The 12,474-nt window shown below is 69.3% G+C and carries 12 protein-coding genes and 1 tRNA gene; 7 read left to right on the forward strand and 6 right to left on the reverse strand.

The features are described from left to right. Window positions 1-110: 110 nt before the first annotated feature. Together ABZ135_RS38095 and dcd are read right to left on the reverse strand one after the other, a co-directional pair. Window positions 111-608, reverse strand: a complete 498-nt coding sequence (locus tag ABZ135_RS38095; RefSeq protein ID WP_356702882.1) for a phosphoribosyltransferase — start codon at window positions 606-608, stop codon at window positions 111-113. Between the two features lie 12 nt (window positions 609-620). Further along, on the reverse strand, window positions 621-1,196 hold the full coding sequence (gene dcd, locus ABZ135_RS38100) for a dCTP deaminase (protein WP_345487036.1): 576 nt from the start codon (window positions 1,194-1,196) through the stop codon (window positions 621-623). Window positions 1,197-1,590: 394 nt separating this feature from the next. On the opposite strand from dcd, the gene ABZ135_RS38105 reads away from it, so the two are divergent. Both ABZ135_RS38105 and ABZ135_RS38110 read left to right on the forward strand, forming a co-directional pair. Then, a tRNA-Gly gene (locus ABZ135_RS38105) sits at window positions 1,591-1,661 on the forward strand. Window positions 1,662-3,655: 1,994 nt separating this feature from the next. After that, window positions 3,656-4,066: an RICIN domain-containing protein gene (locus tag ABZ135_RS38110; RefSeq protein WP_356702884.1), complete on the forward strand. Its 411-nt coding sequence runs from the start codon at window positions 3,656-3,658 to the stop codon at window positions 4,064-4,066. Between the two features lie 72 nt (window positions 4,067-4,138). Here ABZ135_RS38110 and ABZ135_RS38115 read toward each other — a convergent pair whose 3' ends face one another. Beyond that, on the reverse strand, window positions 4,139-5,542 hold the full coding sequence (locus ABZ135_RS38115) for a DUF2079 domain-containing protein (RefSeq protein ID WP_356702886.1): 1,404 nt from the start codon (window positions 5,540-5,542) through the stop codon (window positions 4,139-4,141). A 93-nt stretch (window positions 5,543-5,635) separates the two neighbouring features. Here ABZ135_RS38115 and ABZ135_RS38120 point away from each other — a divergent pair, with 93 nt between their 5' ends. Both ABZ135_RS38120 and ABZ135_RS38125 read left to right on the forward strand, forming a co-directional pair. Beyond that, window positions 5,636-6,319 (forward strand): response regulator transcription factor, encoded by a 684-nt coding sequence (locus ABZ135_RS38120; protein ID WP_356702888.1) that lies wholly within the window; start codon window positions 5,636-5,638, stop codon window positions 6,317-6,319. Beyond that, entirely contained in the window at window positions 6,297-7,820 is a 1,524-nt protein-coding gene (locus ABZ135_RS38125) for a HAMP domain-containing sensor histidine kinase (protein WP_356702891.1), read from the forward strand. Before ABZ135_RS38120 ends, ABZ135_RS38125 begins: the two co-directional genes overlap by 23 nt. A gap of 474 nt (window positions 7,821-8,294) precedes the next feature. Here the strand turns inward: ABZ135_RS38125 and ABZ135_RS38130 are convergent, their stop codons facing one another. Further along, window positions 8,295-9,212, reverse strand: coding sequence for a LysR family transcriptional regulator (locus tag ABZ135_RS38130; RefSeq protein ID WP_356702893.1), 918 nt, complete (start codon window positions 9,210-9,212; stop codon window positions 8,295-8,297). Between the two features lie 70 nt (window positions 9,213-9,282). Here ABZ135_RS38130 and ABZ135_RS38135 point away from each other — a divergent pair, with 70 nt between their 5' ends. Further along, entirely contained in the window at window positions 9,283-9,936 is a 654-nt protein-coding gene (locus tag ABZ135_RS38135) for a maleylpyruvate isomerase family mycothiol-dependent enzyme (RefSeq protein WP_356702895.1), read from the forward strand. Between the two features lie 5 nt (window positions 9,937-9,941). Beyond that, on the forward strand, window positions 9,942-10,412 hold the full coding sequence (locus tag ABZ135_RS38140) for an anthrone oxygenase family protein (protein ID WP_356702897.1): 471 nt from the start codon (window positions 9,942-9,944) through the stop codon (window positions 10,410-10,412). Between the two features lie 85 nt (window positions 10,413-10,497). Here the strand turns inward: ABZ135_RS38140 and ABZ135_RS38145 are convergent, their stop codons facing one another. Beyond that, window positions 10,498-10,710 (reverse strand): DUF4287 domain-containing protein, encoded by a 213-nt coding sequence (locus ABZ135_RS38145; RefSeq protein WP_356702899.1) that lies wholly within the window; start codon window positions 10,708-10,710, stop codon window positions 10,498-10,500. 172 nt (window positions 10,711-10,882) lie between these two features. Here ABZ135_RS38145 and ABZ135_RS38150 point away from each other — a divergent pair, with 172 nt between their 5' ends. Continuing rightward, window positions 10,883-12,142, forward strand: coding sequence for a serine/threonine-protein kinase (locus tag ABZ135_RS38150; protein ID WP_356702901.1), 1,260 nt, complete (start codon window positions 10,883-10,885; stop codon window positions 12,140-12,142). Between the two features lie 53 nt (window positions 12,143-12,195). Here the strand turns inward: ABZ135_RS38150 and ABZ135_RS38155 are convergent. Continuing rightward, on the reverse strand, window positions 12,196-12,474 hold a 279-nt coding region (locus ABZ135_RS38155; RefSeq protein ID WP_356702903.1), incomplete at its 5' end, for a MerR family transcriptional regulator.

Consider the following 12,474-nt stretch of genomic DNA (forward strand, 5'->3'; position numbering starts at 1 on the left):
ACCCCAAATCCGGCAAGTCGATCGCTGTGAATTGACGATGTGACGCCGGTCACCCGGACATGGGTCGGCGGGGGCCCCTTCCGTATGACCGGGTGCCGGGGATCGGCGTCTCAGGCGTCGAGGACCTGGCCCTCGCGGCGGACGACGGGCGGCTCGACGGACCAGGGGAAGTTGATCCAGTCGTCGGTCTTCTTCCAGACGTACTCGCACTTCACGAGGGAGTGCGACTTCTCGTAGACGACCGCGGAGCGGACCTCGGCGACGTGGTCGACGCAGAAGTCGTGGACGAGCTTGAGGGTCTTGCCGGTGTCGGCGACGTCGTCGGCGATCAGGACCTTCTTGTCGGAGAAGTCGATCGCGTTCGGCACCGGCGCCAGCATGACCGGCATCTCCAGCGTGGTCCCGACGCCGGTGTAGAACTCCACGTTGACCAGGTGGATGTTCTTGCAGTCCAGGGCGTAGGCCAGGCCGCCGGCGACGAAGACGCCGCCGCGGGCGATGGAGAGGACGATGTCCGGCTCGTAGCCGTCGTCGGCGATGGTCTGGGCGAGCTCGCGGATCGCGCGCCCGAAGCCCTCGTACGTCAGGTTCTCGCGTACTTCACTCATGCGGCTGCCGCCTCACACCTGGGTCCGATGGAAGTTCATGTACGAGCGGGAGGCCGTCGGCCCCCGCTGGCCCTGGTAACGGGAGCCGTACCGCTCGCTCCCGTACGGGTACTCGGCCGGCGAGCTGAGACGGAACATGCAGAGCTGCCCGATCTTCATGCCCGGCCACAGCTTGATCGGCAGGGTGGCGAGGTTCGACAGCTCCAGGGTCACGTGCCCGGAGAAACCGGGGTCGATGAACCCGGCGGTCGAGTGCGTGACGAGACCGAGCCGCCCCAGGGAGCTCTTCCCCTCCAGCCGGGAGGCGATGTCGTCCGGCAGGGTGATGACCTCGTAGGTCGAGGCGAGCACGAACTCGCCCGGGTGCAGGATGAACGCCTCGTCGCCCTCCGGCTCGACCTGGCGCGTCAGGTCGAGCTGCTCGACGGCGGGGTCGATGTGGGGGTGGCGGTGGTTCTCGAACACCCGGAAGAAGCGGTCGAGCCGCACGTCGATGCTCGAGGGCTGCACCATGGATTCGTCGTACGGGTCGATGCGCACCCGGCCGGCATCGATCTCGGCCCGGATGTCCTTGTCTGAGAGAAGCACGCTCCCACGATACGCAGAGGGCGCGGAGCTCCCCCAATCGGGAAGACCCCGCGCCCCCCGTACGCCATCAGCGCCGCTCGAGCTCCACGGGCACCGCATGCCGCAACCGCGCACACCGCGGACACCGAATGAGCCGCCCGGGCCCGATCCGCCCGGCCCCGAGCTGCTGCAGCGGGAACGAAGCGGTACTGAACACGTGCCCCTCGGCACAACGGACGACGGTGCGCTCCATCGAACCCATCAAGTCCCTTCCCCGACAAGTGGTGGACGAGACAGCCACATTAGGGGATCAACGGGACGCCACCCCACGCGGCACTCCGCAGGGGCCGCTTCGTCTGAAGTGCCGGATGGGGTAGAGTGTGCAACGATGCCGCATCGATCTTCGGGCGGCACTGCGGATGTAGTTTAATGGTAGAACATGAGCTTCCCAAGCTTATAGCGCGGGTTCGATTCCCGTCATCCGCTCTTGCACGAAGCCCCAGGTCAGCGACCTGGGGCTTCGTCGTTGTCCAGCCCTGTCAAAGGCCGCGTGGCTAGCGTGTGACGTCATGACCGACGCCACATCCTCCGGGGCGGACCTCCTGAGGTCTCTGAACCGTCTGGAGCACTGGAATGGTGCCGCCTGGCTGTCCTGCCACTGTGAGCCGGACGACGACGAGGCCGACAATGCGCGGCTTCTAGCCCCTGGCGTCGCTGGCCCAGTGCCCACGGAGCGAGCGTCAGGAGCTGGGCGGGGTCGGCCGGCTGCTGATCTGCCGCCTGCTCCGCTGGGTGGCGGGCCAAGCGGCGCTCGTGGCGACGAAGCCCTACCCGATCGACATCCCCGTCAGCGAAATGGACGACACCGAGCGGGAGGCTCGGGAGAAGGCCGTGGTCCAACTCACCTGGCACCCCTCCGCGAGAACCTGTGGGTGATGCGCCCCCACCTGAGTGCACACCACGACGCCGCCGAACGCCGGGAGACCGCGTTCGTCCGGTACCTCTGAGCTCCGCTCAGCCCGACCACCCGATAGAGAACATCCGGGATCGCGGTGCCTGAGTTCACCAACCACAGAGAGCAGCACTCGCTCACCATTCTGCGCGCCTTCCGCATGGAGGCTTTGAATTACTCCCGAACGCATCCTCAGGCGACGCTGGCCGACTTCGAGCGCCACTTGTGGCAGCGAGTCGATGCCGTGGAAGCGGAACGGGATGTGGGTGAGCGCGCGGTCCAGATGGCCGTCGTCACCAAACCCCTGTCCGGCCCCCACGGTGACTCCGAGGCGCCAGCGAGCCTTCCGTCCGTGCAAAGACTCCGAGCTACCTGCAACAGGACCAGAGAGAGGCCTGGTGGAAGCAGCGCAGTACGGTGCTCGACGAGATCAGGGCACAGGGCCTGACGGAGGCCCTCGAGTGCCGCGAGTGCGGCGCCCCGGTTGGAGTTGCTTGTCGCACGGTCGGCGGCAGGCCGAAGAGGCAGCCTCACTTCCTCCGGGCCACCGACGCCGAAGCGCCCTACAACCACGCGTACGGCCTGCGCCGAAAGCCGGGTCTGAGGCCGGAGGGATAAACGGCGCTGCTGATGACGGCCCTGCGGAGCATCTGGTGGCGCACCCATCCGGGAGCCATCTCACAGACGGCTGGGAGGGTGTCGGCTGCGGCCTTCCACTGCTGGCTGTTGGCATTCCACCTGGGTGAAGGCGACATCGAATCCGTAACAAGCGCAGTGGCCAAAGGCACGCTGCCGTCCAGGCGAACGGTGCGCACGAGGTGCAGTGCTCCGCCCGTGCCCCCTGTCCCAGTGCGATGCGGTGATATCCCTTCCGAGATGGTGACTCATGCCTTGCGTCACCATCTCGCCACCGTGTCCAGCCTCCGCAGCCGCGCCCTTCTGCCGTGGCCGACCGCGTCAACGTTGCCGTCACCGGAAGCGTCACGGTACGCGGCCATACGTCGGTCGATCGCTCCACTCGACAAGGCCTCGGCGCGTCTCGACTGGGGCGGCGGACTCCTTCAGTCCGCCGCGCGTCCCCGGCGGTGGGCGTCGGGGAGCGGATCCGGCTCGCCAGGGAAGGACGCCGCACTGCGGTCGAGTCTTGAACCGACGAATCCGGCCTATCCAATGACTTGACAATCAGGCTACTTAACTTCCCTTTACATCATGCTGTTTAGGTCGAGAGGTGAAGATCCTTCCCTCATTTGACCGGGACGCGGCACCGGAGGCTCCGCTTTCCTCTCCTTGAGTGATCGATTCCGGGGGAGGTTGGGCTCGACCGTAACGCGCATAACACGGAGCAGGAAATCTCGCCTGGTAATCAAGGCACTTGGCGCACGTGTACAGAAGTTGGCTGACTGGCAAGAAAGCTCCGTTGTCCCCCTCGAAATGGCATGACAGGTTTCTCGCGGCAATCAGCCAGAACGACGGAAGGGAAACCATGTCCATCCGAAAGACGCTCGCTACCGCCTTAACCTCCACAGCCGTGGCCGGCGCCGGAATCCTGGCCCTGTCCGCTCCCGCGCAGGCGGCCGTGCCCGGCACCGAGCAGTTCAAGAACGTCGCCACCGGCTTCTGCCTGGACAGCAACGCCGACCGCCAGGTGTACACCCTCTCGTGCAACACCGGCGCCTACCAGAAGTGGACGGTGACGGCGGTCAGCGGCGGCTACACCGTGAAGAACCAGGCGACTGGCCTCTGCCTGGACACCAACGCCGCCCAGGCCGTCTACACCCTCTCGTGCAACGGCGGTAGCTATCAGAAGTGGAACATCTACTGGAGCGGTTCCGGCTACGTGCTGAACAACGTCGCCACGGGCTACGTCCTCGACAGCAACTCTTCGCGGCAGGTCTACACCCGCTCCTTCAACGGCGGCAACTACCAGAAGTGGAGCTGAGCTTCCTCGGTGAGCAAGAGGCCGAGGCCCGCCCTGTCTCAGAGGGCGGGCCTCGGCCCGTTCGTGGCAACGCTACGAACCCGACGTTTTCCGCAGGACCACTACTCCCTGCTGCTCATAGACGATGCGCCAGCCATTCTGCTCGGCCTGCCCGAGGACGGCAATGACCCCGCCGGCCGGAAAGGCATCGTGGACGTCAGCCACAATCCAGTCGACGCCGCGGGGCCTTGCGAGAACCCCATCGGCGACCAGGTGGACGGTCGCCCGGTCGGTGAGGTGGGATGCGAGGCTGTTGCTCGAGGCCACACGTGCGCCGGACGGGATAAGTGCGAGGGCCGAACGAGCCGCCGTCTGCCGCGGAGTGTCCCGCCAGAAGCCCGGAGTCACCAGGTCGCGCAACGGCTGGCCCGGAAGGAGAAGGACAGCGATCAGCAGGGGGGCGAGCACGGGCAGACGGGAGCTCTTGCGCAGGGTGTCGATCAGGGCGACAAACGCGATCGGCATGAGGACGGCGGAGTAGTGCAACTCCATGCCCCAGTACGCCGGGTTCGGCGAGAAGAGGCGCCACGTCAGGGTCGGCAACAGGAGCAGAGCGAGCGGACTGCGCAGGGCGGCCCCGGCTGTGATCGCCAGGAGCGCCGCCAGCGTGAGGAGCTTCGTCGGCCAGCCGTCGAGCACGCCGTACGGGTACTGTTGAGTGAGATATCCGTATCGGCCGTTCGGGGCGAGGGCGGGTATCACCACCAGGACGATGAATGCGTTGGCGGCTAGGGACGACCCGACGAGAGCGAGCCCGGCACGGCGGTGGTGACGCAGGATCAGCAGGCCGAAGACGGTGGCCGTGACCCCCAGATCCTCCTTCACCAGCAGGAGGGCGGCGGCCCACCAGGCCGCGGCCACCCACCGTCCGTCGAGATAGGCACGGCCGGCCAGCGCCAGCAGGGGTAGGGCGAACGCGACTTCGTGGAAGTCGAAGGCGATGAGTTGTTGCAGACCCCAGGAGAGGCCGAACGCGAGGCCGAGTGACGGAGCGGCCCAGCCCTGCGGCAAGTGACGCTGGGCGGCACGGGTGATCACGTAGGTGGATCCGGCGACGAGCGCCGCCTGTCCGATCAGCAAGGTCTCCACATGGGGCGCAAGCAGGTAGAGCGGGGCCAGGAGCATCAATATCGGATGGAAGTGGTCGCTGAGCAGCGGATACGCGTCTCCGCCGAAGCCTGGAGGGGCGGTTGCCGTGCGGATCTCGGACGACGGCCACCGGCCTTCCGCGTAGGAGCGCACCGCCTGGTCGAAGATGCCCAGGTCGTAGCCGGTGGTTCCGAACCGAGCGTGCTCACGTAAGGCGTAGACCGTGTAGAGGAGGAACAGCGCCGCGGCCAGAACACCCGGCACGAGCCGCGACCCCGTGCGCCGCCGCTGCACTTTGATGACGGGGCTCGGTGTTCTCGGCAGGGCAGGTGCGGTGATCGGCAGCATGGGCGCATGGTGCGGATTACCCGCTGAGGATGGGCTGAAGATGCCTGAGGATTTCCTCAGCTACCGATCCGCTGAGCAGGACATACTGGGCCCATGCGGGTGTTGGTGATCGAAGACGAGGTGCGACTGGCCGCCTCTCTGGAGCGGGGGCTGACTGCGGTCGGCTACGCGGTGGACGTGGCCCACGACGGCGTCACCGGACTGCACATGGCCCGGGAATTTCCCTACAGCGCAGTGATTCTGGACATCATGTTGCCGGGTCTCAACGGCTACCAGGTGTGCTCACGGCTGCGCGCCGAGAAGAACGCGGTCCCCGTGCTCATGCTGACTGCGAAGTCCGGCGAGTACGACGAAGCGGAGGGGCTGGACACCGGAGCCGATGACTACCTGGTCAAACCCTTCTCGTACGTGGTCCTGGAGGCGCGACTTCGTGCTCTGCTCCGCCGCGGCGGTGCGCGGACCCATACCGTTCTGGAATCAGAAGACCTGTGGCTCGATCCCGCGCGTCGGGCGTGTGGCCGGAAAGAGTCGGCCATTTCCCTGACGCCCAAGGAATTCGGTGTCTTGGAAAGCCTCATGCGGCGCGGAGGAGAAGTAGCAACCAAGCACGATCTGCTGGAAGAGGTATGGTCTGCCGATTTCACGGGCGACCCGAACATCGTGCAGGTCTACATCAGTGCGGTTCGGCGGAAAATCGACGGTCCCTTCGGCACGGACACGATCGAAACAGTTCGAGGAGGGGGCTACCGTATCCGTGGATCGCACACTGCCGTCTAGTTTCAGCATCCATCCGCCCCGTGCCGCCTGGGTCACCGCGCTCACCGCGGCGCTTGTGGTCGTCGCGGCAGCCGCTTGGCTCCAGTACGCCGACCATCTCGCAGGGCCGCTGGCTCCAGAGGGCCCCGAGCGGTTCGCCACCGACCGGATCGGCCCGCAGATCGATCTGCTGCGGCGGGCGGGATTCCTGATCGGCGCTGGTGGCGTGGCGATCGCCTGCTGGATCACGACCCGTGGATACGCAGGGGGAGTGCGCGCGAGGACGACGGCTACCGCTGGCGTTGCTGCCTGCGTCCTCTACTTCACGCAGGCGCATTGGATCGAGCACTACAACTCTTTCCAGCCCTACGACACTGCCGACGCCACGGCCTCGTGGGCACTGTCGTTCGTCGCCCCCACGACCGGCCTGCTCACCGGCACGGCCGCTTGGACAGCGCTGGGCAGCGGCGCGCCCCGTATCCCCTTCCGGAGTCGGCTCGTACTCACGGCCGCGATCACGAGCGCGGCGCTGCTGGTGCTCGCCGTTTATCTACTGCAGCAGGTGCAGTACCAGTGGGGCAACATCGACACGGTCTACTGGGTCGCGATGTCCACCGGAGCCCCCGCCGTCGGTGTGCTGACCGGTCTCCTCACCCACGTCACGGCCGACCGCTCGCTGCGACCTGTCGAAGCGATCCGCCAGCGTTTGGCCCACATCACCAGTCACTCCCTGGACCAGCGGGTGCCTGTCCCGTCCACAGACGACGCCATCGCACGTCTGGCCTGCACGACGAATGACACCTTGGACAGGCTGGAGCAAGCGTCCATCCGGCAGCGCCAGTTCGTCGGGGACGCAGCACATGAACTGCGCAGCCCTCTGGCTGCGGTGCGAGCACAATTGGAGTCGGCACTCCAGCATCCTGAGGGCATCGACTGGCCATCCGTGGTCCGTGAGTCCGTGGCCGACGTGATCCGCCTCCAAGCCCTCGCCAACGATCTGCTCCTCCTCGCGCAGATGGACGGCTCTTCCCACACGACCACGGCAGCGGAGGAAATCGACCTGTCTTCCCTAGCCGAGGACCTGATTCGGGAACACCAGCATCTGCCCGACACGCAGGGCTTGCAGCTCACCTACGATGCTCCACCCGGCGCTCTCGTGCGCGGAAGCACCATGCAAATCGAGCGGCTGCTTCGCAACTTGCTGGGCAACGCGTGTCGGCACGCTCGCCGCCAAGTAGCCATTCGTTGCTGGGTCGAAGCGGACACCGTCGTCACCGAGGTCACTGACGACGGGCCCGGCATCCCACCCGCCGACCGGGAGCGGGTCTTCGAGCGCTTCACCCGTCTCGACGAGGCCCGCTCCCGCTCTGACGGCGGCGCCGGTCTCGGCCTGCCCATCGCCCGCGAGATCGCCTCCCGCCACGGAGGCTCCCTCGTCGTCGCGGACAGCGACCGAGGCGCGCGCGTCGTCGCCCGGCTCCCCCTGAGCACCCGGCGGTCCCTAGCGGCAGACGGGGTCTGATCCTCGTGGAACCGTGCGGTCGTGCCCTTCGGAGCGATGGACAGCGGACCGCATAACCGGGACGGCGGGAAACATGCCCCAGGGCACATTCCCGCAGGTCAGGGCTAGAGTCGGACCTAGCTGAGCATCGGTGATTCACAAGCTTGTAGCCCGGGTTCGATTGCCGTCGTCCGCTCCATAAGCGAAACCCCACTTCCAGAACGTCCGTCTCTTCGACGGCACGATCGAGGACAACGTGCGCCTGGGCCGCCCCGACGCCACCGGCGCCGAGGTAGGCGCGGCTGCGAGCGCGGCCCGCCCGGACGAGGTGATCGAGTGCCTGCGCCAGGGCTGGGCGGCTGGCAGCGGGCCGAACCGCGGTGATGGTGGCCCACCGGATGCACACGGTCCGGCAGGTCACCGCATCGGCTTCCTCGACTCCGGCCGCGTCGCCGAGGAGGGCGACCACGACGATCTGCTGCGTCGCGGGGGCCGTCAGGCCGGCTTCGGGAGGGTCGTGCGCAGCAGGTTCAGGACGACGGTGGACGCGGGGCTGGGGGGGCCGGTGGAGCGCCAGGCGAGGGCGACGCGGCCGCGTAGGTGGGGGTCGGTGATCGCCAGGGTGCGCAGGCCGAGGCCGGCGACCGTGTGGGCGGGGAGGGCGGGGACCACCGCCACGCCGAGGCCGCGGGCGGCGAGCTGGGCGAGGAAGAGGGGGGCGGCCGCCTCGAAGGCGATGCGCGGCCGGAAGCCGGCCTGCGCGCACGCGCGGTCGAGGACGCCGCGCAGCCCCGTGCCCCGGGGCAGGCTGATCAGTGGGCGGTCGCGGAGCTCGGCCAGGGGGATGCTCGTGCGGTCCGGGGGTGTCAGGGCGCCGTCGTCCGGGGCCATGGCCGCGACCAGGGGTTCGTCGACCAGGACCTGGACGGAGACGCCCGGCGGGGGTTCCTCGTCCGCGAGTCCGATCACGGCGATGTCGAGCTCCCCGCGGTCCAGGGCGACGAGCATCCGCTCCGAGGTGTCCTCGGTCAGGGCGATCTCGACGCGGGGATGGTCCTCGTGGAAGCCGGCCAGGACGGCGGCCAGGTCGAACTCGTGGGCCGCCGCGGCCGCGCCCGCGACCAGGCCGATGGCCACCCGGCCGCGCAGCAGCCCGGTGAACTCCTCCGCGGTCTGCCGTACCGCCTCGACGGCGGTGAGCGCGGCCCGCGCGTACGGCAGTACGGCCTCGCCCACCTCCGTCAGGGTCACCGACCGGCCGGAGCGGTCGAGCAGCGGATGTCCGAGCTCCTTCTCGAGCCGGCGCACCTGCGCGCTCACCCCCGGCTGGGCGAGGTGCAGACGGGCGGCGGCGCGGGTGAAGTTGGCTTCCTCCGCGACGGTGACGAAGTACCGGAGCTGCCGGATGTCCATAACTGATCATTCTAGTGACGAGACCTACAAACTCTTGGACTTATGGCCAGGAGGCCGAGAGGCTGGGGCCATGGGGAACACGACACACCGGACACCGGCGGCGGACGTCAAAGCCGCGATCGCGGCCGAGCGCCGGGAACTGGCCGCCGTGCTGGACGGGTTGTCGCCCGAGCAGTGGAACGCTCCGAGCCTGTGCGCGGGTTGGCGGGTACGGGAGGTCGCGGCGCACATGACGACGGGGTTCCGCTACTCGCTCGCCAGGACGGTGCGGGAACTGATCAGGGCGCGGGGCAGCCTGCACCGGATGACCGATCACTGTGCCCGGGCCGACGCGGCCGCCCATTCGACGCGCGAACTGGCCGCGTTCCTCGGCGACCACGCGGAACATCCCTGGAAGCCGCCCGTCGGCGGGATCGAGGCGGCCCTGGGCCACGATGTGGTCCACGGCCTGGACATCACGGTCGCGCTGGGCCTCGGCCGCCGGGTTCCCGAGGATCGGGTACGCATCCTCCTGAACACCGTCGACGCCAGGACCCTGAAGTTCTTCGGAGCCGACGTGGACGGCGTCGAACTCCGCGCCACGGACCTCGACTGGTCCTTCGGCACCGGTACGCCCCTGTCCGGCGCGGCCCAGGATCTGCTCCTGCTCGCCTTCGGCCGGCGGCTCCCGCCGGGGCACCTCCACGGCGAACCGGCCGACCGCTTCCTCACCCCGAAGGTGTGACCCCCATGCGCATCCGCCTCCTCCAGGGACTCGCCCTGCTCGCCACCGGTCTGCTCGCCGGCGCCTTCGGCTACGGCGCGGCGAACCTGGTCCCGACCTTCAACGCGGTCCCGCTCGACCTGCGGCTGACGTTCCACGCCGAGCTGATGAAGATGAACGGCATCACCATGCAGGCGGCGATGGGCGTGTCGACGCTGAGCTCCCTCACCCTCGCGGCCCTGACACGCGGCCGCGCCCGTCTGCTCGCCGCCACGGCGGGCCTGCTGGCCCTCGCGTCCTTCCTGATCACCCGCCTCGGCAACGTGCCGATCAACGGCCGCATCAAGGAATGGGCGGTCACCTCGGCACCGGCCGATCACGCGGAGATCCTGCGGCGCTGGGAACTCTTCAACAACCTGCGCACCCTCGCCGCCCTCATCGCGTTCGCCCTGCTGATCTTCCTCACCCTGCGGCAGCGGTCGACCGGCCGGACGTAGCCGGGTCAGGGCCGCATCGGCACCTCACCCGCGCTCCGTGCCCGCGCTCCGTGCCCGCGCTCCGTGCCCGCGCTACCTGCCCGCGCTACCTGCCGACCGTTTCGGCGAGGGTGTGGGCGACGAGGGCGTTGGCGTGGCCGTGGCCGAGACCGTGGGTGGTCTTGAGCCAGGTGACGAGCTCCATGTGCCGGGTCAGGGGGGAGGAGCGGATGAGGTCCTTCCATTCGTCGATCGGGCGGCCGTACTTCTTCTCGATGGAGGGGAAGTAGCCGGCAGGACCCTTCACTGCGCCGGTCATGGGAGCCTCCGTTTCGTTCGTGCCGTGCTGCGTTGTCGTCTCTATGACCGGCGGCGGGGCGTGGAGTCATCGCACCCGGCCGTGTGGACCGGATCACACCCCCCATCGGGCCCGGCCGGGCCGTCCCGGTAGGCTCTGGCGCCGGTCCCGCGCGAGGCGGAGGGGTGGACGAGTGCTGATCGCCGACCGATACAGGCTGGGCTCGGTCGTGGGCCAGGGCGGCATGGGTGAGGTCTGGCGGGCGACGGACGAGCTGCTCGGCGGTCCCGTCGCGGTCAAGCTAATGGCGTGCGTCCACGCGAACCGGTCCGCCGTCGCCCGGTTCGCGCTGGAGGCCAGAACGGCCGGCGGCTTCGACCACCCGCATGTCGTCGGCGTGCGCGACTTCGGTACGTGGGAGGGGCGGCCCTTCCTGGTGATGGAGTTGGTCGAGGGCGGCAGTCTCGCCGACGAGCTGGCGACCGGGGGGCCGCTGGGGCCCGAGCGGCTGGCCGAGGTGGGGGCGCAGGTGGCCGCCGGTCTCGCCGGCGCGCACGAGCGGGGCATCGTGCACCGGGACATCAAGCCCGGGAACCTGCTGCGCGCCGCGGACGGCTCGGTGAAGATCGCGGACTTCGGCATCGCCCGGTTCGTCGACGATCCGGCCGCCGCGCTCACGACCACCGGCCAGATCATGGGCACCGGCGCCTATCTGGCGCCCGAGCGGGCCGAGGGGCGGTCGGCCGTACCGGCCTCGGACGTGTACTCCCTCGGCTGCGTCCTGTATCAACTCGCCGTCGGCAGGCCGCCGTTCCAGGGGGACACCGCCACGGCCCTCCTCTACCAGCACGTGAGCGCCCGTCCCGTACCGCCGCGGGACGCCGGGGCCGTACTGCCGGCCGCCCTGGAGGAGTTCCTGATGCGCATGCTCGCGAAGGACCCGTCCCTGCGGCCCACGGCCGCCGAGGCGGCGGCCTGGTTCGCGGACGGCGCCTGGCGCACCGCCTCCGCCCCGGGCCCCCTCCCGCCCGAGAACCCGCACGGGCCCGGAGCGGTCACCGCTCCCCTCGCACCCGTCGGGGGACCGGCCCTGCCGCCGGCCCCGGTCCGCGGCCGTCCTCCCCGGGGCGCCCTGGTCGGCGGAGGCATCGCCCTCGTCGCCGCACTGCTCACGGGAGCCGCCCTCTCCTCGTCGGACACCCCCGCCGGATCCGCCCCGGTGGCGGACCCCTCCGCCTCGGCGTCGCCCTCCGCCCCGGCCCCCGGCACCGTCCCGGTGGGCTCCCGGACGACCGCCGCCCCGGCAGACCCGCCCGCCCCGGCTCCGGCCCCGTCCTCTTTCTCTCCCGAGCGGGTCTCCCCCGTCCGTACGCACCACGCGCCCCCGGCGGAAGAGCCCAGGAAGCCGAAGGGCAAGGCGGAGAAGAGGCGCGGCGGCAAGGCGGGCCGCTGAGGCCGCTGAGGCCGCCGAACGGCCCGGCCGCCGGAGCGGGGCGCCGATGCCCGCTAGTGCGAGGCGCCCCGCAATTGCTCCTCGCGCAATGACTCGTCGCGCAGCGGCTCGTCGCGCAGTCGGTCGTTGCGCAGTTGCTCGTTGATGCGGCGGGCTTCTTCGAGCTGGTCCTCGAGGATGACGATGCGGCAGGCCGCCTCGATCGGGGTGCCCTGGTCCACGAGTTCGCGGGCGCGGGCGGCGATGCGCAACTGGTAGCGCGAGTAGCGGCGGTGGCCGCCCTGCGAGCGGAGCGGGGTGATCAGGCGGGCCTCCCCGAGGGCGCGGAGGAA

Source organism: Streptomyces sp. NPDC006339 (assembly GCF_040612775.1).
Taxonomy (GTDB): domain Bacteria; phylum Actinomycetota; class Actinomycetes; order Streptomycetales; family Streptomycetaceae; genus Streptomyces.

Bases quoted from the DNA above. Each gene is read 5' to 3' on its own strand.
- ABZ135_RS38095 (WP_356702882.1), bottom strand. From the start codon at position 608: ATGAGTGAAGTACGCGAGAACCTGACGTACGAGGGCTTCGGGCGCGCG.
- ABZ135_RS38135 (WP_356702895.1), top strand. From the start codon at position 9,283: ATGGGGAACACGACACACCGGACACCGGCGGCGGACGTCAAAGCCGCG.
- ABZ135_RS38140 (WP_356702897.1), top strand. From the start codon at position 9,942: ATGCGCATCCGCCTCCTCCAGGGACTCGCCCTGCTCGCCACCGGTCTG.
- ABZ135_RS38120 (WP_356702888.1), top strand. From the start codon at position 5,636: ATGCGGGTGTTGGTGATCGAAGACGAGGTGCGACTGGCCGCCTCTCTG.
- ABZ135_RS38145 (WP_356702899.1), bottom strand. From the start codon at position 10,710: ATGACCGGCGCAGTGAAGGGTCCTGCCGGCTACTTCCCCTCCATCGAG.
- ABZ135_RS38115 (WP_356702886.1), bottom strand. From the start codon at position 5,542: ATGCTGCCGATCACCGCACCTGCCCTGCCGAGAACACCGAGCCCCGTC.
- ABZ135_RS38130 (WP_356702893.1), bottom strand. From the start codon at position 9,212: ATGGACATCCGGCAGCTCCGGTACTTCGTCACCGTCGCGGAGGAAGCC.